This window comes from Luteipulveratus halotolerans (assembly GCF_001247745.1).
In the GTDB taxonomy this organism is placed as follows: domain Bacteria; phylum Actinomycetota; class Actinomycetes; order Actinomycetales; family Dermatophilaceae; genus Luteipulveratus; species Luteipulveratus halotolerans.
On the sequence record NZ_LAIR01000002.1, the window covers coordinates 2,548,727 to 2,570,294 of the forward strand.

At 70.4% G+C, this 21,568-nt stretch carries 22 protein-coding genes; 11 read left to right on the top strand and 11 right to left on the bottom strand.

Annotation, left to right across the window (positions count from 1 at the left end; translation table 11 throughout):
• The first annotated feature begins 7 nt into the window (after positions 1 to 7).
• Genes VV01_RS12800 through VV01_RS12815 form a run of 4 tightly spaced genes read left to right on the top strand, consistent with a single transcriptional unit; the run spans position 8 to position 4,240 of the window.
• Complete coding sequence (locus tag VV01_RS12800) at positions 8 to 706, top strand: DUF4129 domain-containing protein (protein ID WP_050670226.1); 699 nt, start codon at positions 8 to 10, stop codon at positions 704 to 706.
• Complete coding sequence (locus VV01_RS12805) at positions 703 to 1,902, top strand: DUF4350 domain-containing protein (protein ID WP_157508829.1); 1,200 nt, start codon at positions 703 to 705, stop codon at positions 1,900 to 1,902. The genes VV01_RS12800 and VV01_RS12805 overlap by 4 nt, the downstream gene beginning before the upstream one ends.
• Positions 1,899 to 2,945, top strand: coding sequence for an AAA family ATPase (locus VV01_RS12810; RefSeq protein WP_050670228.1), 1,047 nt, complete (start codon positions 1,899 to 1,901; stop codon positions 2,943 to 2,945). Before VV01_RS12805 ends, VV01_RS12810 begins: the two co-directional genes overlap by 4 nt.
• Complete coding sequence (locus VV01_RS12815) at positions 2,945 to 4,240, top strand: DUF58 domain-containing protein (protein WP_050670229.1); 1,296 nt, start codon at positions 2,945 to 2,947, stop codon at positions 4,238 to 4,240. The genes VV01_RS12810 and VV01_RS12815 overlap by 1 nt, the downstream gene beginning before the upstream one ends.
• A 42-nt stretch (positions 4,241 to 4,282) precedes the next feature.
• On the opposite strand, the gene VV01_RS12820 is transcribed toward VV01_RS12815, so the two are convergent.
• A protein-coding gene (locus VV01_RS12820) for an IS3 family transposase (RefSeq protein ID WP_157508830.1) occupies positions 4,283 to 5,487 on the bottom strand; the annotation gives its coding sequence in 2 pieces (ribosomal slippage) (positions 4,283 to 5,200 and positions 5,203 to 5,487; 1,203 coding nt in all).
• Between the two features lie 98 nt (positions 5,488 to 5,585).
• Between VV01_RS12820 and VV01_RS23350 the strand changes: the two genes are divergently transcribed.
• Positions 5,586 to 6,593 (top strand): hypothetical protein, encoded by a 1,008-nt coding sequence (locus tag VV01_RS23350; protein ID WP_157508831.1) that lies wholly within the window; start codon positions 5,586 to 5,588, stop codon positions 6,591 to 6,593.
• Positions 6,594 to 6,596: 3 nt separating this feature from the next.
• On the opposite strand, the gene VV01_RS12830 is transcribed toward VV01_RS23350, so the two are convergent.
• Positions 6,597 to 7,592: a stage II sporulation protein M gene (locus VV01_RS12830; RefSeq protein WP_050671913.1), complete on the bottom strand. Its 996-nt coding sequence runs from the start codon at positions 7,590 to 7,592 to the stop codon at positions 6,597 to 6,599.
• Between the two features lie 100 nt (positions 7,593 to 7,692).
• Between VV01_RS12830 and VV01_RS12835 the strand changes: the two genes are divergently transcribed.
• Complete coding sequence (locus VV01_RS12835) at positions 7,693 to 8,529, top strand: RDD family protein (protein WP_231635228.1); 837 nt, start codon at positions 7,693 to 7,695, stop codon at positions 8,527 to 8,529.
• On the opposite strand, the gene VV01_RS12840 is transcribed toward VV01_RS12835, so the two are convergent.
• Both VV01_RS12840 and VV01_RS12845 read right to left on the bottom strand, forming a co-directional pair.
• Positions 8,526 to 9,650, bottom strand: a complete 1,125-nt coding sequence (locus VV01_RS12840; protein ID WP_050670232.1) for an adenosine deaminase — start codon at positions 9,648 to 9,650, stop codon at positions 8,526 to 8,528. The two genes, VV01_RS12835 and VV01_RS12840, sit on opposite strands and share 4 nt — an antisense overlap.
• Positions 9,650 to 10,006, bottom strand: a complete 357-nt coding sequence (locus VV01_RS12845) for a cupin domain-containing protein (RefSeq protein WP_050670233.1) — start codon at positions 10,004 to 10,006, stop codon at positions 9,650 to 9,652. Before VV01_RS12845 ends, VV01_RS12840 begins: the two co-directional genes overlap by 1 nt.
• 38 nt (positions 10,007 to 10,044) lie before the next feature.
• Here VV01_RS12845 and VV01_RS12850 point away from each other — a divergent pair, with 38 nt between their 5' ends.
• From VV01_RS12850 to VV01_RS12860, 3 genes are read left to right on the top strand one after another with little or no spacing between them, the layout of a single operon-like run.
• Entirely contained in the window at positions 10,045 to 11,019 is a 975-nt protein-coding gene (locus VV01_RS12850) for an RNA polymerase subunit sigma-70 (protein ID WP_050670234.1), read from the top strand.
• Positions 11,020 to 11,077: 58 nt separating this feature from the next.
• Positions 11,078 to 11,617, top strand: a complete 540-nt coding sequence (locus VV01_RS12855; protein ID WP_050670235.1) for a dihydrofolate reductase family protein — start codon at positions 11,078 to 11,080, stop codon at positions 11,615 to 11,617.
• A gap of 51 nt (positions 11,618 to 11,668) precedes the next feature.
• Positions 11,669 to 11,974, top strand: coding sequence for a hypothetical protein (locus VV01_RS12860; protein WP_050670236.1), 306 nt, complete (start codon positions 11,669 to 11,671; stop codon positions 11,972 to 11,974).
• 5 nt (positions 11,975 to 11,979) lie between these two features.
• Here the strand turns inward: VV01_RS12860 and VV01_RS12865 are convergent, their stop codons facing one another.
• Positions 11,980 to 13,263 (bottom strand): thymidine phosphorylase, encoded by a 1,284-nt coding sequence (locus tag VV01_RS12865; RefSeq protein ID WP_050670237.1) that lies wholly within the window; start codon positions 13,261 to 13,263, stop codon positions 11,980 to 11,982.
• 101 nt (positions 13,264 to 13,364) lie between these two features.
• On the opposite strand from VV01_RS12865, the gene VV01_RS12870 reads away from it, so the two are divergent.
• Positions 13,365 to 13,880: a hypothetical protein gene (locus VV01_RS12870; protein WP_050670238.1), complete on the top strand. Its 516-nt coding sequence runs from the start codon at positions 13,365 to 13,367 to the stop codon at positions 13,878 to 13,880.
• Between the two features lie 138 nt (positions 13,881 to 14,018).
• Positions 14,019 to 14,510, top strand: coding sequence for a hypothetical protein (locus tag VV01_RS12875; protein ID WP_050670239.1), 492 nt, complete (start codon positions 14,019 to 14,021; stop codon positions 14,508 to 14,510).
• A gap of 63 nt (positions 14,511 to 14,573) precedes the next feature.
• Here VV01_RS12875 and VV01_RS12880 read toward each other — a convergent pair whose 3' ends face one another.
• The 6 genes from VV01_RS12880 to VV01_RS12905 form a co-directional block, all read right to left on the bottom strand.
• Positions 14,574 to 14,987 carry a cytidine deaminase gene (locus VV01_RS12880; protein ID WP_071606375.1) on the bottom strand — a complete coding sequence of 138 codons (414 nt, stop codon included), beginning with the start codon at positions 14,985 to 14,987 and terminating at the stop codon, positions 14,574 to 14,576.
• Positions 14,988 to 15,030: 43 nt separating this feature from the next.
• Positions 15,031 to 16,293 carry an ABC transporter permease gene (locus tag VV01_RS12885; RefSeq protein ID WP_050670240.1) on the bottom strand — a complete coding sequence of 421 codons (1,263 nt, stop codon included), beginning with the start codon at positions 16,291 to 16,293 and terminating at the stop codon, positions 15,031 to 15,033.
• Positions 16,290 to 17,411, bottom strand: coding sequence for an ABC transporter permease (locus VV01_RS12890; RefSeq protein WP_050670241.1), 1,122 nt, complete (start codon positions 17,409 to 17,411; stop codon positions 16,290 to 16,292). Before VV01_RS12890 ends, VV01_RS12885 begins: the two co-directional genes overlap by 4 nt.
• Positions 17,408 to 18,931, bottom strand: coding sequence for an ABC transporter ATP-binding protein (locus VV01_RS12895; RefSeq protein ID WP_231635229.1), 1,524 nt, complete (start codon positions 18,929 to 18,931; stop codon positions 17,408 to 17,410). The genes VV01_RS12890 and VV01_RS12895 overlap by 4 nt, the downstream gene beginning before the upstream one ends.
• A 175-nt stretch (positions 18,932 to 19,106) precedes the next feature.
• The gene (locus VV01_RS12900) at positions 19,107 to 20,156 is read right to left on the bottom strand and encodes a BMP family lipoprotein (protein WP_050670242.1); all 1,050 of its coding nucleotides are present in this window, start codon (positions 20,154 to 20,156) and stop codon (positions 19,107 to 19,109) included.
• 170 nt (positions 20,157 to 20,326) lie between these two features.
• Positions 20,327 to 21,565, bottom strand: coding sequence for an amidohydrolase (locus VV01_RS12905; RefSeq protein ID WP_082220959.1), 1,239 nt, complete (start codon positions 21,563 to 21,565; stop codon positions 20,327 to 20,329).
• Positions 21,566 to 21,568: the final 3 nt, after the last annotated feature.

Below are 21,568 nucleotides of genomic sequence, written 5' to 3' on the forward strand. Positions count from 1 at the left end.
GTCCGTCGTGCTCCTGCAGGCCGCGTGCGTCCGCCTGGCGGTTCCCGCCGATCCGCCGCTCGACCCTTCGGGCGAGCAGGGGCGCGAGCTGCTGCGCGCTGAGCTGCGCAAGCTCCCGTACGGCGACCGTCGCAGCCTGCGCGAGCGCATCATGGACTGGATCGGCGAGCAGCTCGACCGGGCGGCCGCCTCGGGAGCGTCGACCATCGGCAAGATCGTGCTGCTGGTCGCCGCAGCCCTGCTCCTGGCGGTGATCGCGTACGCCGCCACCCGGGTGCGCGCCGGCCGTCGCGCGCGCGGCGCACCGGCCACCGACGCAGTGCTGCACGAGCCCGGGCTCTCCGCTGCCGACTACCGTCGCCGGGCCGCTGCTGCGGACAGCTCGGGTGAGCACTCCGCGGCGTTGCTCGACTGGTTCCGCGCGATCGTGCGCAGCGGCGAAGAACGCGCGCTGCTGGACGACCGGCCCGGTGGCACGGCTCACGAGCTGGCGGCCGCGCTCGGTGGGTTCTTCCCGGCCGAGGCGAGCGCGCTGCGTACGGCGGGTGACAGCTTCGACGGTGTGCGTTACGGCGGTCGTCGCGCCGACGCCGCGGCGTCCACGGCCATGCGTGAGCTCGACGACCGGACGGCTCGCGCCCGCCCGGAGCACGCGGCTGCGCAGGGCGACGACGGGCTGGTCGCCCCGGGGCGGTGGGCACCATGACCGCGCTCGACACCGACCGCGTGACCGCTGCCTCCCGACCCGGCGCCCGGCGATTCCTCCGTCCGCGCGTCGTCCTGGCCGTCCTTGCAGCGCTGGTCGTCAGCGGCCTCGCGGCGCTGCTGCTGCTCGGCACACGCGAGTCCGGCACACCCCTCGACCCCGACAACCCGAGCCGCAGCGGTGGCCAGGCGATGGCGCGCGTGCTCGCCGACCAAGGCGTCGACGTCCAGGCAGTGCGCAGCCGAGATGCGTTGCAGGACAAGCAGATCGGCCAGGGCACGACCGTCGTCGTCACCCAGGCGCAGCTGGTCACCACTGCCATGTGGCGTGATGTCCTGCGTACGACGAGCGGCGCCGACCGCGTGGTGCTCGTGGCGCCCGGCGGAGCCGCGCTGCGTGCACTCGACGCACCGTTGTCACGTCGGTCGGGTGGCTTCAGTGACTCCAGCCCCGCAGGGTGCGATGCGCCGCTCGCGCGCGGTCTCACCCTCGAGGGCGGCACCGAGCGCTACGACCCGAGCGACGGCGCCGACGCCCAGGTGTGCTTCCGACCCGGCGGCGGGTTCGGCGCCGGCGGCGACCAGGGCGGCTACGTCGCCCTGCTCCCCCGCACCGCCGAGCACGCCGAGGTCGTCCTGCTCGGCGCACCCGAGACGATCCGCAACAGCGATGTCCGCGACGCCGACAACGCAGCCGTCGGGCTGCGTACGCTCGGGCAGTCACCGACCCTGGTGTGGTGGAGCGTGTCGGCCACCGACATCCCGGCGGGCGACGCCGACAAGCCGGTCTTCCCGCGCTGGTTCGCCCCCACGGTCGCGATGCTCGCGGTGACGGTCCTTGCGCTCATGGTGCTGCGCGGGCGACGCCTCGGCCGACTCGTCGACGAGCCCCTGCCCGTCGTCGTCCGCGCCCGTGAGACCACGGAGAGCCGCGGGCAGCTCTACCGCAGGTCCGGCGACGCCGGACGCGCCTCGGCCGTGCTCCGTTCGGCGACGCGCCGCCGCCTGAGCCGCTCCCTCGGTGTCGCCCCCGGCAGCTCACCGCAGACCCTCACCGACGCCGTCGCCGCCTCCACCGGGCGCGCACCGGGCGAGATCCACGACCTGATCCACGGCGCACCCGCCGCCGGTGACGACGCCCTCGTCACGCTCGCGGGCCAGCTCAGCCAGCTCGAGAGAGAGGTCCGACACCGATGACCGACCACGCGTCGTACGCCGGTCCGCCCGCGGAAGGTGCCCGTCCAGCCGGCGGCGCCCGCCCCGCCGGTGCGCCGTCCCCCGCGCCCGAGGCCGACCAGGCCCGCGAGTCGTTGCTCGCCGTCCGCCGCGAGGTGGGCAAGGCGGTGGTCGGGCAGGACGCCGCCGTCACCGGGATGATCATCGCGCTGCTCGCCCGCGGTCACGTGCTGCTGGAGGGCGTGCCCGGTGTCGCCAAGACGCTGCTCGTGCGCTCGGTCGCCGCCGCCCTGTCGGTCGAGACCAAGCGGGTGCAGTTCACCCCCGACCTGATGCCCGGCGACATCACCGGCTCGCTGGTCTACGACGCCCGCTCGTCGGACTTCGCGTTCCGGCCGGGTCCGGTCTTCACCAACCTCCTGCTCGCCGACGAGATCAACCGCACCCCGCCCAAGACGCAGTCCTCGCTGCTGGAGGCGATGGAGGAGCGGCAGGTGTCGGTCGACGGTCAGCCGCGTGCGCTGCCCGACCCGTTCCTGGTCGCCGCGACCCAGAACCCCGTCGAGTACGAAGGCACCTATCCGCTCCCCGAGGCCCAGCTCGACCGCTTCCTGCTCAAGGTCACCGTGCCGCTGCCTCAGCGTGAGCACGAGCTCGAGGTCCTGCAGCGGCACGCCGCCGGGTTCGACCCTCGTGACCTGAGGGCGGCCGGCGTCCAGGCGGTCGCCGGCCCGGCCGACCTCGCTGCGGGAGCCACGGCCGTACGCCAGGTGCAGGTCTCCCCCGAGGTCGCCGCCTACATCGTCGACATCGCACGCGCGACCCGGCAGTCACCGTCCCTGTCCCTGGGCGTCTCGCCTCGAGGCGCGACCGCGCTGCTGGCGACCTCGCGGGCCTGGGCGTGGCTCAACGGCCGCGCGTTCGTCACGCCTGACGACGTCAAGGCCCTCGTGCACTCGACGCTCGCCCACCGGCTCTCGCTGCGACCGGAGGCCGAGCTCGAGGGCATCGGCGTCGGCAGCGTCCTCGACTCCGCCGTCGGCTCGGTGCCCGTGCCCCGCTGATGGCGATCACGAGCAGGGCCGTCCTGCTGACGGCGTCCGGGCTGGTCCCGGTGGTGCTGTGGCCGAGCACGGCCACGGTGCTGCTGTGGGCTGCGTTCGTGCTGCTCGTGATCGGTCTCGACGTCCTGCTCGCGGTCCGCCCTGACCGGCTGGTCCTCCAGCGCTCGCCGGACCCGCAGGTCCGGCTGGGCGAGTCGGCCGAGTCGGTGCTGACCGTGCGCAACCCGACGTCGAGGCGGTTCCGCGGCGTGCTGCGCGATGCGTGGCAGCCCTCCGCCGGCGCGACCGGCGAGCGCCACCGCCTCGACCTGCCCGGCGGTGAGCAGCGCAGGTTCACCACGAGGCTGGCGCCGACCCGCCGCGGCGACCGCCTCGCGTCCCTGGTCGCGATCCGCAGCATCGGCCCCCTCGGAGTCGCAGCCCGGCAGCGGACCCGCTCGGTCGACGGCTACGTCCGGTCGCTGCCCCCGTTCCACTCACGCCGTCATCTGCCGAGCCGCCTCGCCATGCTGCGCCAGATCGACGGGCGCTCGGCCGTGCGCACGCGCGGTCAGGGCACCGAGTTCGACTCGTTGCGTGACTACGTCGACGGCGACGACGTCCGCAGCATCGACTGGCGTGCGACCGCCCGCCGCCAGCACCTCGTCGTCCGGACGTGGCAGCCCGAACGCGACCGGCGCATCGTGCTCCTCCTCGACACCTCGCGCACGAGCGCCGGACGCATCGGCGACGTCCCGCGCCTGGACGCCGCGATGGATGCCGCCCTGCTGCTCGCCGCTCTCGCCTCACGCGCCGGCGACCGGGTGCAGCTGCTCGCAGGCGACCGGCGCATCACCGCACGCATCACCTCGGCCACCGACCGCAACCAGCTGCTCCACGAGCTCGTCACGGCGATGGCGCCCCTGGAGCCCTCCCTCGTCGAGGCGAGCTGGTCACGGCTGGCAGGCGCCGTCAACGCGTTGTCGCGGCGGCGGGCACTCGTCGTGCTGCTCACACCACTCGAACCTGCGGCGATCGAGGAGGGCCTGCTGCCTGTGCTGCCGAGCCTGGTGCAGCACCACCGGGTCGTCGTCGCCTCGGTCGCCGACCCCTCGGTCGACGCCATGGCCGCGCGTCGGGCCGACGCCGCTCAGGCCTACGACGCCGCCGCAGCCGAGCGTGCCATCGCGCTGAAGGAGCGCACCAGCGAGGCGCTCTCACGGCTGGGGGTCACCGTCATCGACGCCGACCCCGAGCAGCTGCCCGTCCGCCTGGCCGACCACTACCTCCTGCTGAAGTCCCAGGGGCTGCTCTGAACAGCCGTTGGGACTGCTGCACGAACAGGTGACAGTTGGTAGTCATGCCGCCTGATCGGCTGGCGTGGTCATGATCGTCTCGTACTCGATGGGGGTCAACTGGCCGAGGCGGTCTTGGCGTCGACGCCGGTGGTAGGTGCGTTCGGTCCAGGTGATGATCGCGATCCGCAGGTCTTCGCGGGTGTCCCAGGTGCGGCGGTTCAGGACGTTCTTCTGCAGCAGCGCGAAGAAGGACTCCATCGCGGCGTTGTCACCGGCAGCGCCGACCCGGCCCATCGACCCGGTCAGCGCGTGCTGGTTCAAGGCGTGCACGAACTTGCGTGAGCGGAACTGGCTACCGCGGTCGGAGTGCACGATGCACCCGGTGACGTCCTGACCCTGCGCGCGTCGCCGCGCGACGGCCGAGTCCAGGGCTGCGACCGCGAGGGTGGACTTCATCCGGTCGCTGATGGAGTAGCCCACGATCCGCCCGGAGCAGGCGTCCTTGATCGCGCACAGATACAGCTTCCCCTCACCAGTGCGGTGCTCGGTGATGTCGGTCAGCCACACCTGGTTCGGCGCGGCGGCGGTGAAGGAGTGCCGGATCACACCGTGCTCGTCCTGACCAGCGAGCAGGTCATCGTGCACCGGTGGCCCGGGCTTCTTGCCGTGGCTGCCGCGCTTCTTGCCGAAGACCGACCACCACGCGTTCGCCGAACAGAACCGCCACGCCGTGCGCGGCGTCATCACCTCACCCGCGCCGGCGGCCTCCACAAGCAAGTACCGGTACCCGAACTCCGGATCATCACGGTGGGCATCGAACAACGCGTTGGCCCGGTAGGCCGCCTGCAGCTCACGACCGGTGACCGGACTGGCCAGCCAGGCGTAATACTTCTGACGGTGGAGCTTCAGGACCCGGCACGTGACCGTCACGGGAATCCCGTCAGCGGCCAGCTCACTCACGAGCGGGTAGAGCCTTTTCCCGGCAGATGCGCCTGAGACAGGTAGGCCGCCGCCCGGCGCAGCACCTCGTTCTCCTGCTCCAGCAGCCGTATCCGCCGGTTGGCCTCCCGCAGGTCAGCAGACTCAGCCGTGGTCGTGCCCGGCTTGTCGCCATCATCGATCGCGGCCTGGCGCAACCACTTGTTCAACGTCATCGGGTGGACACCGAAGTCCTTGGCGACCTGCTCCAGCGTCACACCCGGCTCACGACCGCGGGCGACGCGCACGACATCATCACGAAACTCTCGGGGGTAGGCCTTAGGCACAGCAACATCCTTCCAGGCCACCCTCACGGGCAAGCCAGATCAGATGTCACCTGTTCGTGCAGCAGTCCCGTTCCTTGGGCGTTAACGTCGGCGGCACCATGGACATCCACGAGATCGAGAAGCAACTATTACAGGCAATTCGAGTGATCTCGGCGGGCCGCCTTGACGCGATCGATACCTGGCCAGATCCAAGAACCGCTATCAACATAGTTAGCGGATTCGAAATCGACAACCATGGGTTTCACGACACCGAAGCCCAGAAACGGCTGACCAGCCTCCAGCGCCAATGCAAACAGTTCATCGCCTCCACCCCCACCACCCCTTTTGCTCACTATGTCGAAGACCCGACCTGGAACGCACTACGCGCCAACGCCACACAGATCCTCAGTGACATCAACGATCGCCAAACGAACGATGGATTCTTATCCGCACCCGGCTCGACGTACGAGTCCCAGCGCAAAGTTGTGGCCGCGATCTGGCCAACGCGCGGACTCGCGGTCACGATTCTTCTGCTTATAGTCGGCCTCACCCTGGTGTCCAGATCGCAGGTGATCCTTGGAGTCGGGATCTCCGCGTACGTCCTAGTACCATGGATTGCAAGCATGTGGGTTGCTGGAACCACGCCTCCAGCTCGAAGCCTCGCTTCGCTCTCAGTGCTCTCACAAAAAATTACCTGGCTGTTCCGATACTCAGCCGCGGTGGCAACGATGATTGCCGGCGCCGTAATTGGCTACGATGTTCAATCGAACTTCGAGTCCGCGGCGAAGAATCGCAGAAATATTGACGACGTCATGCATGCCACGATCTACGAGCCGATGGGGCAGATTCTCACGTTCGGATTCATTCTCACGACATACTTGGCTTGGTGGGGTCTTCTTCGCGCAGGGCCAGCTAGGCGCAAGGTAGGAATATCGCGATGCATTTCTCAAATTGAGCGTGCGACAGGGAGACTGCCCAAGGTACTGCGCCATTGGCTCCATGATTTTCTCGATACCGCGAGCAACCCATGGAGTTCTCTCTTGGTCGTCTATCTTGCTCCCATCGTGGTCATCTTGGTCGGTGCAACGATTACTGGGTTGGGCGGACCGATGATGCGATTGTGGTAGACGCTATACCGCGACGGGCAGGCTGTCGCCGAGGTCGCGCTCACCGAGGTCGCCGGTCTCACCGCGCTGCGCAGCCCACCTGCCGAGGGTGAACACGTAGGCGAAGAACGCGATCTCGGCGATCACGCCGATGCCGACCCGAACCCACGTGGGCAGCCCGGACGGGGTCACGAACCCCTCGATCACACCGGTGACGAACAGCACCACGACCAGACCGAGGGCGATGCCGACCCCGGCCCGCGCCTCGGCCGCGAGCGCTGCCATGCGCGTACGAGGACCGGGGTCGACCCAGGACCAGAAGATCCGCAGCCCGACCCCGCCGGCGACGAAGACCGCGGTGAGCTCGAGCAGTCCGTGCGGCAGGATCAGCCCGAAGAACAACGACGTCTTGTCGTGAGCGGCGAGCAGCCCGCCCATGACGCCGAGGTTGAGGACGTTCTGCCACAGCACGTAGATCACCGGGACGCCGAGGACCCCGAGGACGATGCACTGAGCGGTCACCCAGGCGTTGTTGGTCCAGACGCGGGCTGCGAAGTCGTGCGCGGCGTACTCGGAGTAGTAGCCCTCGAACTCGTGGTTGACCAGCTGGTCGACCTGCTCGGGCGGGATGAACCCGGTCTGGACGCCGGGGTTGCGCACGACCCAGACGCCGATGACCAGCGCGACCAGCACGTTGAGCGCAGCCACGCTGAGCCACCAGCGCCGGGCTCGGTAGAGCGCTGCGGGGAACGACTCGGTGAAGAACCGGCCGAGGTCTGCCCACCCGACGGTGCGTACGCCGGAGGTGCGCTGGCGGGTGCGTGCCAGGAGTGTCGAGAGGTACTGCACGACCGAGGGGTCGGGTGCGCCGGAGCGCACGATCGACAGGTGCGTGGCGGTGCGCTGGTAGAGGTCGAGCAGCTCATCGACCTCGTCCCCGCTGAGGCGCCGCCGCTCGGACAGCACCCGCAGTCGCTCCCACTCGTGGTGGTGCGCCATCACGAAGGCATCGAGGTCCACGGCGACCACCCTAGGTGGCGCGAGGCCGGCGTACGGCGTCGATCCACAGCCCAGGGCCGTCACACCGCAGCCCTCCGGCGGGCCGCATAGGCTGCGGGGCGTGAGTCACCCGCCGAGCACCGAGCAGCCACGCGCCCTGCGCGGCAGTGAGCGCGAGGAGCTCATCACCGGCGAGGCGGTGCTGCTGGACGTCCCGCCGGCGAGCCTGCCGGCACGGCTCGGGTCCGGTGCGATCGACATGATCGTCAACGTCATCGGCATGCTGCTCACCCTCTGGGCGCTGGTGACGCTCGCGCTCGACGCCAGCGAGGCGAGCATCCAGACGTTGTTCCTGCTCGACCTGGTCACCTGGCTGGTCGCCGTTCCGGTCGCCGTCGAGACCCTCACCCGAGGGCGCACCCTCGGCAAGCTCGTCTTCAAGCTGCGCACGGTGCGTGACGACGGAGGGCCGATCGTCTTCCGGCACGCGCTGACCCGCGGGCTCGTCGGCTTCGTCGAGCTCTACCTGTTGTCGGGCGTGCCCGCTCTGCTGTCGGCGATGGCCTCGACACGAGCCCGCCGCCTCGGCGACCTCGCAGCCGGCACCTACGTCGTGCGCGAGGCCAACCACATCCGCATCGGTCCGCCGCCCATGCCGCCGCCCGGCCTCGACTCCTGGGCGCGCAGCGCAGACATCGCGGCGCTTCCCGACGGTGTCGCCCTCGCCGTCCGCCAGTACCTCCAGCGGGTCGCGGGGCTGAGCCCGGCCGCCCGTCACACGATCGGCCAGGGCCTGCTCGTCCAGGTGCTGCCCCTGGTCTCACCGCCGCCCCCGTCAGGCGCTCCGGCTGAGGCTGTGCTGGCCGCGGTGCTCGCCGAACGCCGACGCCGAGACTCCGAGCGCATCGCGCGCGAGGACGACGTACGCCGCCGCCTCCTGCCGCCGGACCGCTTCTAGCCGCGAGCGCCGGCCGCGTCGTACCCCGGCTTGATGACGTCGTCGATCAGCGCGAGGCGCTCGTCGAACGGGATGAACGCCGACTTCATCGCGTTGGTCGTCGCCCACCGCAGGTCGTCGAGGCTCCAGCCGGCCTCGTCGAGGAGCAGCTGCATCTCGCGCGACATGGACGTGCCGCTCATCAGCCGGTTGTCGGTGTTGACGGTGACCCTGAACCGCAGCTCCTTGAGCAGCGAGATCGGGTGTGCCGCAAAGGATTTCGCGGCTCCGGTCTGGATGTTGGACGACGGCGCCATCTCGAGGGGGATGCGGGTGTCACGCACGTACGCCGCCAGCCGGCCCAGGCGCACGTCGCCGGACTCGAACGCGCCGGGAGCGTCGTCGTCGCCCAGTGAGCGGTCACCCACGAACAGGTCGTCGACGATCCGGACGCCGTGCCCGAGCCGCTCGGCGCCGCACCACTGGATGGCCTCCCAGATGCTCGGCAGCCCGAACGCCTCACCCGCGTGGATCGTGAAGTGGGCGTTCTCGCGACGGAGGTACTCGAACGCGTCGAGGTGTCGCGTGGGCGGGAACCCGGCCTCGGCGCCCGCGATGTCGAAGCCGCTCACGCCGTCGTCGCGGTAGCGGACCACGAGCTCGGCGATCTCGGTGCTCTTGGCCGCGTGCCGCATCGCGGTGAGCAGGGCGGTGACGCGGATCGGGTGCCCGGCCTCTGCGGCGAGCCGCTCGCCCTCCCGGAACCCGGCGCTGACCGCCTCGACGACCTCTTCGAGCGACAGGTCGCGCTCGAGGTGCTGCTCGGGGGCGTAGCGCACCTCGGCGTAGACGACGCCGTCGGCCGCGAGGTCCTGCGCGCACTCGGAGGCGACCCGGCGCAGAGCGTCAGCGGTCTGCATGACGCCGACGGTGTGGCTGAACGTCTCGAGGTAGCGCTCCAGCGAACCCGAGTCGGCAGCGTCGCGGAACCACGTGCCGAGCTCGGCCACGTCGGTCGTGGGCAGCTGGTCGTACCCGCTCTGCTCGGCGAGCTCGACGACCGTCTGCGGCCTCAGGCCGCCGTCGAGGTGGTCGTGCAGCAGGACCTTCGGGAGGCCGATGACCTCAGGGCGGACGTCCATCACTCGCCCTCTCGGTTGACGGTCTCGGGGCTGAACGCCGGCAGGCACACTGCGACGTACTCGGCGCCCTCGGGGCCGCACGAGTAGCGGATGCGCTCGCCGCCCTGGGTCACGACGGACTGGCCGGCGGTGACCTCGAGGCGGCCGCCGTCGTGGTCGACGACGACGGTGCCCTTGATCACGACGGTGATCTCGTCGAACTCCGGCGTCTGGAACGGCTCGTCCCAGCCCGCCGGGGCGACCATGTGGGCGACCGACACCGACCGCTCCCCCGTGCTGGCCAGCCCGACGTGCTCCTCGATGAGCTTGCCGCCGGGGACAGGGATGCGGACGGGTTCGGTCAGCAGCTTCGGCATGCGTTCAGACTAGACGGCCGCGACTACCGTGAACGCGCATGAGCCAGATCACCGACGACGCCGGCTTCACCGACGCCGTGAGCCGGCACGAGCGTGAGCTGACGGTGCACTGCTACCGCATGACCGGTTCGCATGACGACGCCCGCGAGCTGGTCCAGGAGACGTTCCTACGGGCCTGGTCGGCGCGGTCGTCGTACGAGGGTCGGGCCTCGGTGCGCACGTGGCTCTACCGCATCGCCACCAACCTGTGCCTCGACACGCTCGCGCACTCCAGCAGACGCGTCCTGCCGTACGAGCTCGGCCCGCCCGCGCCCGCCGGCGAGATGGAGGTGCGCGCGGATCTGCCCTGGTTGCAGCCGTTTCCGACGACCGACGACGAGCCGGCGGAGGCCGCAGTGGCGCGCGAGACGATCGAGCTGGCGTTCATCGTGGCGCTGCAGCACCTGCCTCCGCGGCAGCGGTGCGCGCTCGTGCTGCGCGACGTCCTGGGCTGGCCCACGGCCGAGGTCGCGGCCACGCTCGACGCGAGCGTGCCGTCGACCAACAGCGCCCTGCAACGCGCTCGTGAGGCGATGCGCACCCGGCTGCCCGCCGACCGGTCGAGCTGGTCGCCCGCAGCGCCGAACCCGGACGAGCTCGCCCTCGCTCGTCGCTACGCCGCCGCCGTCGAGCGTGCCGACATCGAGGCGGTCGTCGCACTGCTGGCCGACGACGTCCGCGCGACGATGCCGCCCTGGCCGTACTGGATGGCCGACCGCTCGTCGGTCGAGCAGGCGCTGCGCGAGAGCTGGGAGCCGAGCAGCCCGTCGTACGTCGGCCGGTTCCGGCACGTGCCTCTCGTCGTCAACGGCTCGCCCGGCGCGGCGTCGTACACCCGGGTCGGCGACACCGGTCCGTACCTCCCGTTCGCGCTCGGGGTGCTGCGCATCGAGGGCGACCGGATCGTCGAGCTGACGGCCTTCCACGACACGTCGCTGTTCGCGGCGTTCGGGCTGCCCGCCGAGCACCGATGAGTTCTGGCCGCTCGCCCGTCCGTACCTGGTGACCGCCCGTTCCACACCAGGAGGACCCATGACCCGCATCGTCTACGCCGCCGCCATGTCGTTCGACGGCTACATCGCCGGGCCCGAGCACGACATGCAGTGGCTGACCCCGCACTTCGCGCCCAACCCCGACGCCGACGACCTCATGCACCGGGCCGGCTCCCTGCTCGTCGGCCGCACGACCTACGGCAGCGACGACCCCAACGCCGGCACCGACGCCGAGGGTCCGTTCGGCGGGCGCTGGCACGGGCTGCAGGTCGTGCTGACGCACCGGGTGCCGGACGAGCCGGTCGAGGGAGTCGAGTTCTACGACGACCTCGACCGCGCGCTCGCCCGGGCACGCGAGGCCGCCGGCGACAAGGACGTCGAGATCCTCGGCGCCGACATCGCGCGTCAGTGCCTGGAGCGCGGGCTCGTCGACGAGATCGTCATGCTCGTCGTGCCCGTCCTGCTCGGCGACGGAGTGCGGATGTTCCACGAGGCCGGCGGGCACGAGATCCGGCTGAAGCAGACCCGCGCCGCCCAGTCGGGCGCCGGGGCCCTGCTGGCGTACGAGGTCGTGCGCTGACCGCGACGACGATCAAGCGCGGTCCGGTCCCGGCGGAGGATGCTGACAGGCATGGACCCCTGGGACCGGATCGCCGCACACCTCGAAGCCACCGACGGCGTACGCCTGCACACCGACCGGCGCGGGCGCCGCTGGTGCGTGTCGAACCGGCTCGTCGCGCGACCGTACGACGCGTCGATCCTGGTGATCCGCAGCGGTTTTCGTGAGCGTGAGCACCTGCTGGAGCAGCACCCGGAGACGTTCTCGGTGCGCCCCGAGCTGGAGGCGCACCAGAAGGTCCTGGCCGACGTCATGGGCGGTGACCTCGACGCGATCTGCGCCGCCATCGACGCGGCAGTGGCCCTGCAGCGCCGCTGACCGGCTCAGTCGACCCGGTCGATGACCAGCGGCGTACGACCCGCGCCACCCTCCCCGATCGTCCAGGCGCCGGCCAGCGACTCCTGGGCGCGCGCGAACTTCTCGGGGGTGTCGGTGTGCAGGGTCAGCAGCGGCTGTCCCTTGCGTACGACGTCGCCGGGCTTGGCGTGCATCTCGACGCCGGCGCCGGCCTGCACCGGGTCCTCCTTGCGAGCGCGGCCCGCGCCGAGACGCCAGGCCGCCACACCGACCTGCAGGGCATCGAGCCGGGTGAGCGTGCCGTCGGCATCTGCCTCGACGACCTGGGTCTCCTTCGCCACCGGCAGCTCGGCGTCAGGGTCGCCGCCCTGCGCGCGGATCATGCGCTTCCAGACGTCCATCGCGCGGCCGTCCTTGAGCGCGTCGGCCGGGTCGTCACTGTCGACGCCGGCGGCGGCGAGCATCTCGCGGGCGAGGGTGACGGTGAGCTCGACGACGTCAGCCGGGCCGCCGCCGGCGAGGACCTCGACCGACTCGCGCACCTCGAGCGCGTTGCCTGCGGTGAGACCGAGCGGCGTCGACATGTCGGTGAGCAGCGCGACGGTCTTCACACCGGCATCGGTGCCGAGCGCGACCATCGTGCGGGCGAGCTCGGCGGCCTGCTCGGCGTCCTTCATGAACGCACCTGAGCCGACCTTGACGTCGAGCACCAGGGAGCCGGTGCCCTCGGCGATCTTCTTGCTCATGATCGAGCTGGCGATCAGCGGGATCGCCTCGACGGTGCCCGTGACGTCGCGCAGCGCGTAGAGCTTCTTGTCGGCCGGCGCGAGGCCGTCGCCGGCCGCACAGATGACGGCACCGACGTCGTCGAGCTGAGCGAGCATCGCGTCGTTGGACAGGGTCGCCTGCCAGCCGGGGATCGACTCCAGCTTGTCGAGGGTGCCGCCGGTGTGGCCGAGACCGCGCCCGGACAGCTGCGGCACGGCTGCACCGCAGGCTGCGACCAGGGGCGCGAGCGGAAGCGTGATCTTGTCGCCGACGCCACCGGTCGAGTGCTTGTCCGCGGTCGGGCGGCTCAACGAGGAGAAGTCCATGCGCTCGCCCGAGGCGATCATCGCAGCCGTCCAGCGCGCGATCTCGCGGCGCTCCATGCCGTTGAGCAGGACCGCCATCGCCAGCGACGACATCTGCTCGTCCGCGACCGCACCACGGGTGTAGGCGTCGATCACCCAGTCGATCTGCTCGTCGGACAGCGGCTGACGGTCTCTCTTGGCCCGGATGACATCGACGGCATCGAACGCTTCGCTCATGCCCCGAATCTTTTCAGAGATCCCGCGGAACCGATCACGTCCACCCCACGTCAGACGCGCACTGTGGCACCCCTCTGCCCAGATCGCCGAAAGGGACGCCGATGCACCGTACGCCGACCGCCCGCACCTTGCTGACCGGCCTGACCCTTGCCGCGCTGCCGCTGCTGCTCACCGGCTGCGGTGGCGACGGTGACCCGAAGTCCTCCGGTGAGGAGCCCGCGGCGACCAGCTCTGCCCCTGCGTCCTCGGCCAGCACGCCGTCGGCGACTCCGTCCGAGGCTCCTTCGTCCGAGGCGGGCCAGGAGCGCCCCACCCGTGAGGCGGTCGCGGCCGGCGTGAAGTCGGCGTACGGCACCGGTCCGGCCCAGGCCGTGCTCGACACCGACAAGCTCGCCACGTGCATCACCGACGACGTCTACGACGCCGTCAGCCCCGAGACGCTGCAGGCCCTCGCCGCCAGCAAGCCGGCCGACATCCGCAACGCCCAGGACGCCCGGAGCGTCACGCAGGCTGTCGGCACCTGCACCCCACAGGCCAAGCGCAAGGGGCTCCCGTCCCTGCCGTCGGACCTGCCGACCAGCCTGCCGTCCCTGCCGACCGACATCCCCGGCCTCTGACCGCACCGCAACCCGTCGTGCCCGTACGACGTCACACGACCGGCCTCTGACCATCCAGCTCCCGGCACCGCTACGTTCTGCACCGTCGACCGCACTCGATCGTCAGCCACGACCGGCTGACGGCAACGGAAGGAAACCATGAACCGCACCGCTCGTCTCCGCCTCGCCACCTGCGGGCTGCTGCTCGCCGCTCCGCTCGCGCTGACCGCGTGCGGCAGCTCCGACGACAGCAAGGGCGGCGACCAGACCTCCGCCCCCGCCGCCGCGACGTCGTCGGCCCCCGAGGGCATCGCCTCGGGTGAGCCCACGCCGGGCGTCAACACCGAGACCGGTGGCGGCGACGCGGCCGGCAAGCCGTCCAAGTCCGAGGTCGCCACCGGGATCAAGGGGATCTACGACAAGCAGCCGGAGTCCGGCAAGCTGTTCGACACCCAGAAGCTCGCCGACTGCATCGTCGACAAGACCTACGACTCGATGTCCCCGAAGTCGCTCAACGCGCTCAAGGACGGCAAGATCCAGGACCTCGACTCGGCCGACCAGCAGAAGCTCACGACCACGGCCGGTGAGTGCGGGCCGAAGTCGCTCAAGGGCGGCGGCAGCATCCCGACGGGTCTGCCGACCGGCAGCTGAGCCTCCGTCGTACGCCGAACGGCCCCGCCCACCTCACCGGTGGACGGGGCCGTTCGTCGTGTCCTAGGCCGTGGGCCGCTCGCCGGTGACGTGCTCGATGTCGGCGAGCCCGAACGCCTGCGGTAGCACCTGCGTCATCGGCAACACACCCTGCGGCGTGAGCAGCTCACACGTCGGGCCACCGTGCTCCCACAGCAGCTGTCGGCAGCGGCCGCACGGCATCAGCGGCTCGCCCTCAGCGTTGACGCACGCGACCGCGACCAGCCGGCCGCCGCCCGTGCGATGCAGCTCGGAGACCATGCCGCACTCGGCGCACAGCGCGACGCCGTACGCGGCGTTCTCGACGTTGCAGCCGCTCACGACCCGGCCGTCGTCGACGAGGCCGGCGACGCCGACCGGGAAGTGGCTGTACGGCGCGTACGCCGTCCGCATCGCCTCGACCGCCTCGGCCTTCAGCGCATCCCAGTCAACCGTCACGACAGATCACCGCTCGTCGACGATCCCGACTCGCTGGTCGGCATCAATGACCCTCGCCGCGACGGTAGACCTTGCCGTTGGCCGCCGGCATCCGCAGGCGTTGCGAGGCCAGAGCCATGACCAGCAGGGTCACGACGTAGGGCGTGGTGCCGGCGAGCTCGCTGCTGATCTCGTCGGTGAACAGGTAGAGCAGCAGCGCACCCACGCCGACCACGATCGCGATCACGCCCTGCAGGATGCGGCCCTTGCGCAACAGCTGCCACAGGCCGACGGCCACCAGCAGCACGGCTGCGAGCAGGATCAGCGCATGCACGGTGCTGCCGCCCCGCAGTCGCGCAGCGTCGGTGTAGCCGAACAGCAGCGAACCGCCGGCGAGACCGCCGGGCCGCCAGTTGCCGAACAGCATCGCGGCGAGACCGATGTAACCGCGACCACCGGTCTGGCCCTCGCGGTAGGCGTTGGCCGCGACCTGAACGAGGAAGGCACCCGCCAGGCCGGCGAGCGCGCCGGAGGCGAGGACGCCGTAGACCTTGTAGAGGTAGACGTTGACGCCGAGCGTCTCGGCCGCGACCGGGGACTCACCGCACGAGCGCAGACGCAGGCCGAACGGCGTACGCCACAGCACCCACCAGGTCAGGACGACCAGGCCGATCGCGATGATCGTCAGCACCGACAGGTTGGTGAGCAGGCCGCGCAAGATGCCCGCGATGTCGGACAGCAGGAACCAGTGCTTGGTCTCGAGGTCCTGCAGCGGGTCAGCGATGCCCGGCACCGAGATCCGCGGCAGCGGATCGACCTGGGGCGACTGCGTCGGGCCGCCACCCTGCATACCGGTGAACGTGCGCGAGGCCAGATAGCTGGTGGCGCCCGGCGCGATGACGTTAAGGGCCACACCCGAGACGATGTGGTCGACGCCGAACCCGATCGTGGCGAGCGCGTGGATCGCCGCGCCCACGAGACCGGCGACGACGCCGCCGACCAGGCCCATCCACGGGCCCCACTTGATGCCGGCCCAGGCCGCACCCCAGGTGCCGAGGATCATCATGCCCTCGAGGCCGATGTTGACCACGCCCGCCCGCTCGGACCACAGGCCACCGAGGGCGGCCAGACCGATGGGCACGGCGCCGATGAGGGCGGCGCTGATGATGCCGCCGGAGTCGATGTCGTTGGCGCCCGTGATCCAGCGCAGCAGCGACAGCAGCACGAGGCCGATGACACCAGAGGCGATGAGGTACGTGGTCGGGATCCTGCGGCTGCGCGGCGTCTCGCGGACGACCTTGCTGCCGATCTCGAGGCCGGCGGTCATGCCGAGGCTCCTTCCGGGGCAGGCTCGGCATCCTGTGCCGCGAGCTGTGTGGTGACCTGCTGCTGCTCGAGGCGCTGGCCGACGCGGCGTACGACCTCGTAGGCGATGACGACGGCCAGCACCATCACGCCCTGGATGATCTTGACGATCGAGTCGTCGACGTCGGTGGCGATGGGCAGCGTGACGGCCTGCTTCTCCAGGTAGGACCACAGCAGCGCGCCGAGCCCGATGCCGACGGCGTTGTTGCGGCCGATCAGCGCGATCGCGATGCCCGAGAAGCCGAGGCCGGCCTGGAAGTCGGTGCCGTAGTTGTAGTTCTCGCCCAGCAGGAGGGGCAGGCCGACCATGCCGGCGACGGCACCCGACAGCAGCATCGAGATGAGAACCATCCGCTTGACGTTGACACCGCTCGCGACCGCAGCGCTCTCGGAACGGCCGGTCGCGCGCAGGTCGAAGCCGAAGCGGGTGCGGTTGATGACGAACCAGTAGAGGAAGCCGACGAGCACCGCCAGGATGACGAGGGCGTAGACCTTCTTCTGGGTGCCGCCGAGCAGCACGAACCCGTCGAGGTGGGAGGAGTCGGGCAGCCGCTTGGTGCCGATGTCGTTGCTGCCCTCGGCCTGGTCGGCTGCGACCTTGTGCAGCAGCCAGGCCACCACGCCGGTCGCGATCGAGTTGAGCATGATCGTGGAGATGACCTCGCTGACACCGCGGGTGACCTTGAGCCAGGCGGCGATGCCGGCCCACAGCGCACCGGTCGCCATGGCGACCAGCAGGATCAGCACGATGTTGAGCGGACCGGGCAGGAACGCCTCACCACCGACCGCCGCCGCAGCGAACGCCGCCACGCGGTACTGGCCGTCGACGCCGATGTTGAACAGGTTCATGCGGAACCCGATCGCGACCGCGATGGCCGAGAAGTACAGGACGGTCGCGTTGTTGATCATGTCGGTCGCCTGGCCCGGCTTGGGCGCCTTGAGCATCTGGCTCCAGACGTCACCGACCGGGTCGCCGGTGATCAGCAGGATGAGCGAGGTGACCAGCACCGCGACGAGCAGCGCCAGGACCGGGGCGGCGATGCCGAGCGCGAGGCGGCGGGGTTCGAAGCGCGCCATCATGCCGGCTCCTCCTTCGTGTCGGCACCGGTCATGGCAGCACCGAGCTGCTCGGCGGTGACGGAGTCGGGGTCGAACTCGCCGGACAGCCGGCCGCGCAGGATCACCCGGATGGTGTCGGACAGGCCGATGAGCTCGTCGAGGTCGGCCGAGATGAGCAGGACGCCGAGGCCCTCACGTCGCGCCTCACGGATGTGGTCCCAGATCGCCGACTGGGCACCGACGTCGACACCGCGGGTCGGATGGGCGGCGACCAGCACCTTGGGCGCATGGCTCATCTCGCGACCGATGATGAGCTTCTGCTGGTTGCCACCGGACAGCGAGCCGGCGGTGACGTGGATCGACGGCGTGCGCACGTCGTACTGGTCGACGATGCGCTGGGTGTCGGCCTTGGCGTCCTTGGCGTCGATGAGGAAGCCGTTGATGTTGGGCTCCTCGGTCTGGTGACCGAGGATGCGGTTCTCCCACAGCGGCGCGTCGAGCAGCAGCGCGTGCCGGTGACGGTCCTCGGGGATGTAGCCGATGCCCGCCTCGCGGATCTCACGGGTGTGCCAGTCGGTGATGTCGACGTCACCGAATCGGATGCGCCCCGCGTCGGCGTCGCGCATGCCCATGACGACCTCGACGAGCTCGGCCTGGCCGTTGCCCTCGACACCGGCGATGCCGACGACCTCACCCGCGTGGATGGTCAGGTCGATGTCGTCCAGGACCTTGGGGCCCGCGCCTGCGCTGAGCGTGACGTCGCGGATCTCCAGCGCCACCGTGTCGGTGACCGTGGACTCCTCGGTCTGCGGGGTGGGCAGCTCGGAGCCGACCATCAGCTCGGCGAGCTGGCGCGCGGTCACGGACTTCGGGTCGACCGTCTGGACCGTGGTGCCGCGCCGGATCACCGTGATGTCGTCGGCGACCTTGAGGACCTCGTCGAGCTTGTGCGAGATGAACAGCACGGTCAGGCCCTCGGCCTTGAGCTCGGCGAGGTTGTCGAACAGCTCGTCGACCTCCTGCGGCACGAGCACTGCGGTCGGCTCGTCGAGGATGAGGATCTTGGCGCCGCGGTAGAGGACCTTGAGGATCTCGACCCGCTGACGTGCGCCGACGCCGAGGTCGGCGACCAGGTCGCCGGGGCGTACGCCGAGCCCGTAGGCCTGCGAGATGCGCTCGATCTCCTTGCGTGCACCACCACCGATGCCGTGGAGCTTCTCGGCGCCGAGGACGACGTTCTCCAGGACGGTCAGGTTGTCGGCGAGCATGAAGTGCTGGAACACCATGCCGATGCCGGCCTTGATCGCGTCGGTCGGGCTGTGCAGGTCGACCTGCTGCCCGTTGACGGCGATCGCCCCCTCGTCCGGCCGCTGCACGCCGTACAGGATCTTCATCAGCGTGGACTTGCCCGCGCCGTTCTCACCGACGATCGCGTGCACGGTGCCGCGACGCACCGTGATCTCGACGTCGTGGTTGGCGACGACTCCGGGGAAGCGTTTGGTGATGCCGTGGAGCTCGACGGCGACCTCGGTCTGAGGCACCGCCTGCGCGGCACTGGCAGTGGTGGCGATGACGACACACTCCTGGCCTGTGAAGCCCTCGCGGTGGCGACGGGCTGCGTACGAGAGAGAGAAGGGGACGAACGAGGGTGGGACGGTGATGACCCGGGTGCACGCTACCGCGACACCCGGGTCATCGAGCCCAAGCCAGTCAGGCTCAGGGAGTGGTGGCCGGCACCTTGATGGAGCCGGCGATGATCTGCTCGCGCAGCTGGTCGAGCTGGGCCTTGATGTCGTTGATCTGACCGCCCGTGGTCGCCACGCTGACGCCACCGTCCTTGAGGGCGAACTCGCGCTTGCCGCCCTTGAAGGAGCCGTCCTTGACCGACTTGATGAAGTCGAAGACGCCGACGTTGACGTTCTTGACCATCGAGGTCATGATCAGCGACCGCACGCTCGGGTCGGCGGTCAGCGCCTGGTCGGAGTCGACGCCGATGGCGAGGTGACCGGCGCCGGCGTTCTTGGCAGCGGTGAAGACACCCGCACCCGAACCACCCGCGGCGTGGTAGATGATGTCGGCGCCACCCTGGAACTGACCGTCAGCGGCCGTCTTGCCCTTGGCCGGGTCGGCGAAGCCGCTGAAGTCCGGCGGCTGGGTGAGGTAGGTGGTGTCGACCTTGATCGACGGCTTGATCTTCTTGGCGCCCGCGAGGTAGCCGGCCTCGAACTTCTTGATCAGCGGGGTCTGCACACCGCCGACGAAGCCGATGTGGTTCTTCTTGGACTTCAGCGCGGCGGCCGCACCGATGAGGTAGGAGCCCTCGTTCTCGGCGAAGGTGATCTGCGCGACGTTCGTGCCGGCGGAGTCGGCCGAGGCGTCGTCGATGATCGCGAACTTCACATCGGGGTTGTCCTTGGCGACCTTGCCGACGGCCTTGGCGTAGGCGAAGCCGACCGCGATGATCGTGTTGTAGCCGCCGTCGATCAGCGTCTGCAGGCGCTGCTCACGGGCCGACTCGGGCTCGCCCTGGTTGGCCTCGGACTCCTTGGAGGTGACGCCGAGCTCCTGCTTGGCCTGGTCCAGGCCCTTGGCGGCGGAGTCGTTGAACGACTGGTCGCCACGGCCACCCACGTCATAGGCGAGGCCGACCTTGATGCCGCCGCCGCCGGCGCCACCGGAGGCGCTGCCGGAACCGGAGCCGCCGGTGTCGGTGTCCGAGCCGCACGCGGCCAGACCGAGAGTCAGGGTCGACGCAGCGACCGCCATGGTGAGAACGCGACGCAAGGGGGAACTCCTCGTTTGCTGGAGGGCCCCGGTGCCACGCACCTGCGGGGCCGCTGCCGGGACCGATCAGGTCGGATCGAGACCTGATCGGGGGGACTCTACCTGCGGGTTGCGCGAGATCACGACTTGCGCGAGATGCGGTGACAGAACCGTTATCGGAGGGGTGAGTCGTCCTCGTGCGTCGCGTGATAGAGCGCCGCCGATGCGAGCAGTCTCGCTCCCCCGGTGATCGCCCGCTCGTCGACGACGAGGTCGCCCTGGTGCAGCTCGTACGTCGGCCCGTCGGGCGTACGCGTCCCGAGCCGGGCCATCGCCCCGGGGACGTGCGTGAGGTACCAGGAGAAGTCCTCACCCCCGAGCGACTGGCGGGTCGGCACGACGGCGTCCGCGCCGAACGCGGCAGCGGCTGCTCGGCTCAAAGACAGCACGGCCGCCGCGGAGTTGACGACCGGCGGCACCCCGCGCACGTGATGGGTGCGGGCGGCGACGGCGTACGGCGCGACGACCTCGTTGACGAGCTGCTCGACCAGACCGTCGGCCTCGCGCCACACGTCGACGTCGAGCAGCCGCAGGGTGCCCGAGACCATGCCCTCGGCCGGGATGACGTTGGAGGCGTTGCCGGCCTGAACGTGACCCCAGACCAGGGCAGCGCCGGCGCGCGGGTCGAGCCGACGGGACAACGCGGCGGGCACGTCGGTGACGACCTTGGCGAGGGCGAAGGTGAGGTCCTGGGTCAGGTGCGGGCGCGAGGTGTGACCGCCCTTGCCCGTCAGCGTCACGGTGACCGCGTCGCAGGCCGAGGTGAGGGCGCCGGTGACCAGACCGACCCGACCCACGTCGATGCTCGGGTCGCAGTGCACTGCGAACACCTGGTGGACGTCCTCGAGGCCGCCGTGGTCGATGACGTGGTGCGAGCCGCCCGGGATGACCTCCTCGGCCGGCTGGAACAGGAAACGCACCGCCCGCCCGTGCGCGGCCAGCTCCGACTCGTGCTGCTTGAGCGCGAGCGCGGCACCGAGCACGGCGGTGGTGTGCACGTCGTGACCGCACGCGTGGGCCGCACCGTCGTCGGCCGAGGCGTAGGACAGCCCGGTCGCGTCGTGGACGGGAAGGGCGTCGATGTCGGCGCGGAGCGCGACCCGCTGCTCGGCGTCCGCGGGGCCGATGTCGGCGATCAGGCCCGTGCCCGGCAGCAGCCGGTGCTCGACACCGGCGGCGGCGAGCTGCTCGGCGATGACCGCGGTCGTCCGGGTCTCCTGCCAGGACAGCTCGGGGTGCACGTGCAGGTCGCGCCGGACCTGGACCAGCAGGGCCTGCAGGTCGTCGACCCGCGCGCGCACCGCAGCCACCAGGTCGTTGCCGAGGTGCTGGGTGGGAAGTCGCGGGTTCACAGT

Excerpts from the sequence above, each read along its gene's own strand:
- VV01_RS12860 (WP_050670236.1), top strand. The coding sequence starts at position 11,669 with ATGGACCCCTGGGACCGGATCGCCGCACACCTCGAAGCCACCGACGGC.
- VV01_RS12840 (WP_050670232.1), bottom strand. The coding sequence starts at position 9,650 with ATGGACGTCCGCCCTGAGGTCATCGGCCTCCCGAAGGTCCTGCTGCAC.
- VV01_RS12875 (WP_050670239.1), top strand. The coding sequence starts at position 14,019 with ATGAACCGCACCGCTCGTCTCCGCCTCGCCACCTGCGGGCTGCTGCTC.
- VV01_RS12805 (WP_157508829.1), top strand. The coding sequence starts at position 703 with ATGACCGCGCTCGACACCGACCGCGTGACCGCTGCCTCCCGACCCGGC.
- VV01_RS12855 (WP_050670235.1), top strand. The coding sequence starts at position 11,078 with ATGACCCGCATCGTCTACGCCGCCGCCATGTCGTTCGACGGCTACATC.
- VV01_RS12885 (WP_050670240.1), bottom strand. The coding sequence starts at position 16,293 with ATGACCGCCGGCCTCGAGATCGGCAGCAAGGTCGTCCGCGAGACGCCG.
- VV01_RS12870 (WP_050670238.1), top strand. The coding sequence starts at position 13,365 with ATGCACCGTACGCCGACCGCCCGCACCTTGCTGACCGGCCTGACCCTT.
- VV01_RS12810 (WP_050670228.1), top strand. The coding sequence starts at position 1,899 with ATGACCGACCACGCGTCGTACGCCGGTCCGCCCGCGGAAGGTGCCCGT.
- VV01_RS12845 (WP_050670233.1), bottom strand. The coding sequence starts at position 10,006 with ATGCCGAAGCTGCTGACCGAACCCGTCCGCATCCCTGTCCCCGGCGGC.
- VV01_RS12890 (WP_050670241.1), bottom strand. The coding sequence starts at position 17,411 with ATGATGGCGCGCTTCGAACCCCGCCGCCTCGCGCTCGGCATCGCCGCC.
- VV01_RS12900 (WP_050670242.1), bottom strand. The coding sequence starts at position 20,156 with ATGGCGGTCGCTGCGTCGACCCTGACTCTCGGTCTGGCCGCGTGCGGC.
- VV01_RS12815 (WP_050670229.1), top strand. The coding sequence starts at position 2,945 with ATGGCGATCACGAGCAGGGCCGTCCTGCTGACGGCGTCCGGGCTGGTC.
- VV01_RS12850 (WP_050670234.1), top strand. The coding sequence starts at position 10,045 with ATGAGCCAGATCACCGACGACGCCGGCTTCACCGACGCCGTGAGCCGG.
- VV01_RS23350 (WP_157508831.1), top strand. The coding sequence starts at position 5,586 with ATGGACATCCACGAGATCGAGAAGCAACTATTACAGGCAATTCGAGTG.
- VV01_RS12865 (WP_050670237.1), bottom strand. The coding sequence starts at position 13,263 with ATGAGCGAAGCGTTCGATGCCGTCGATGTCATCCGGGCCAAGAGAGAC.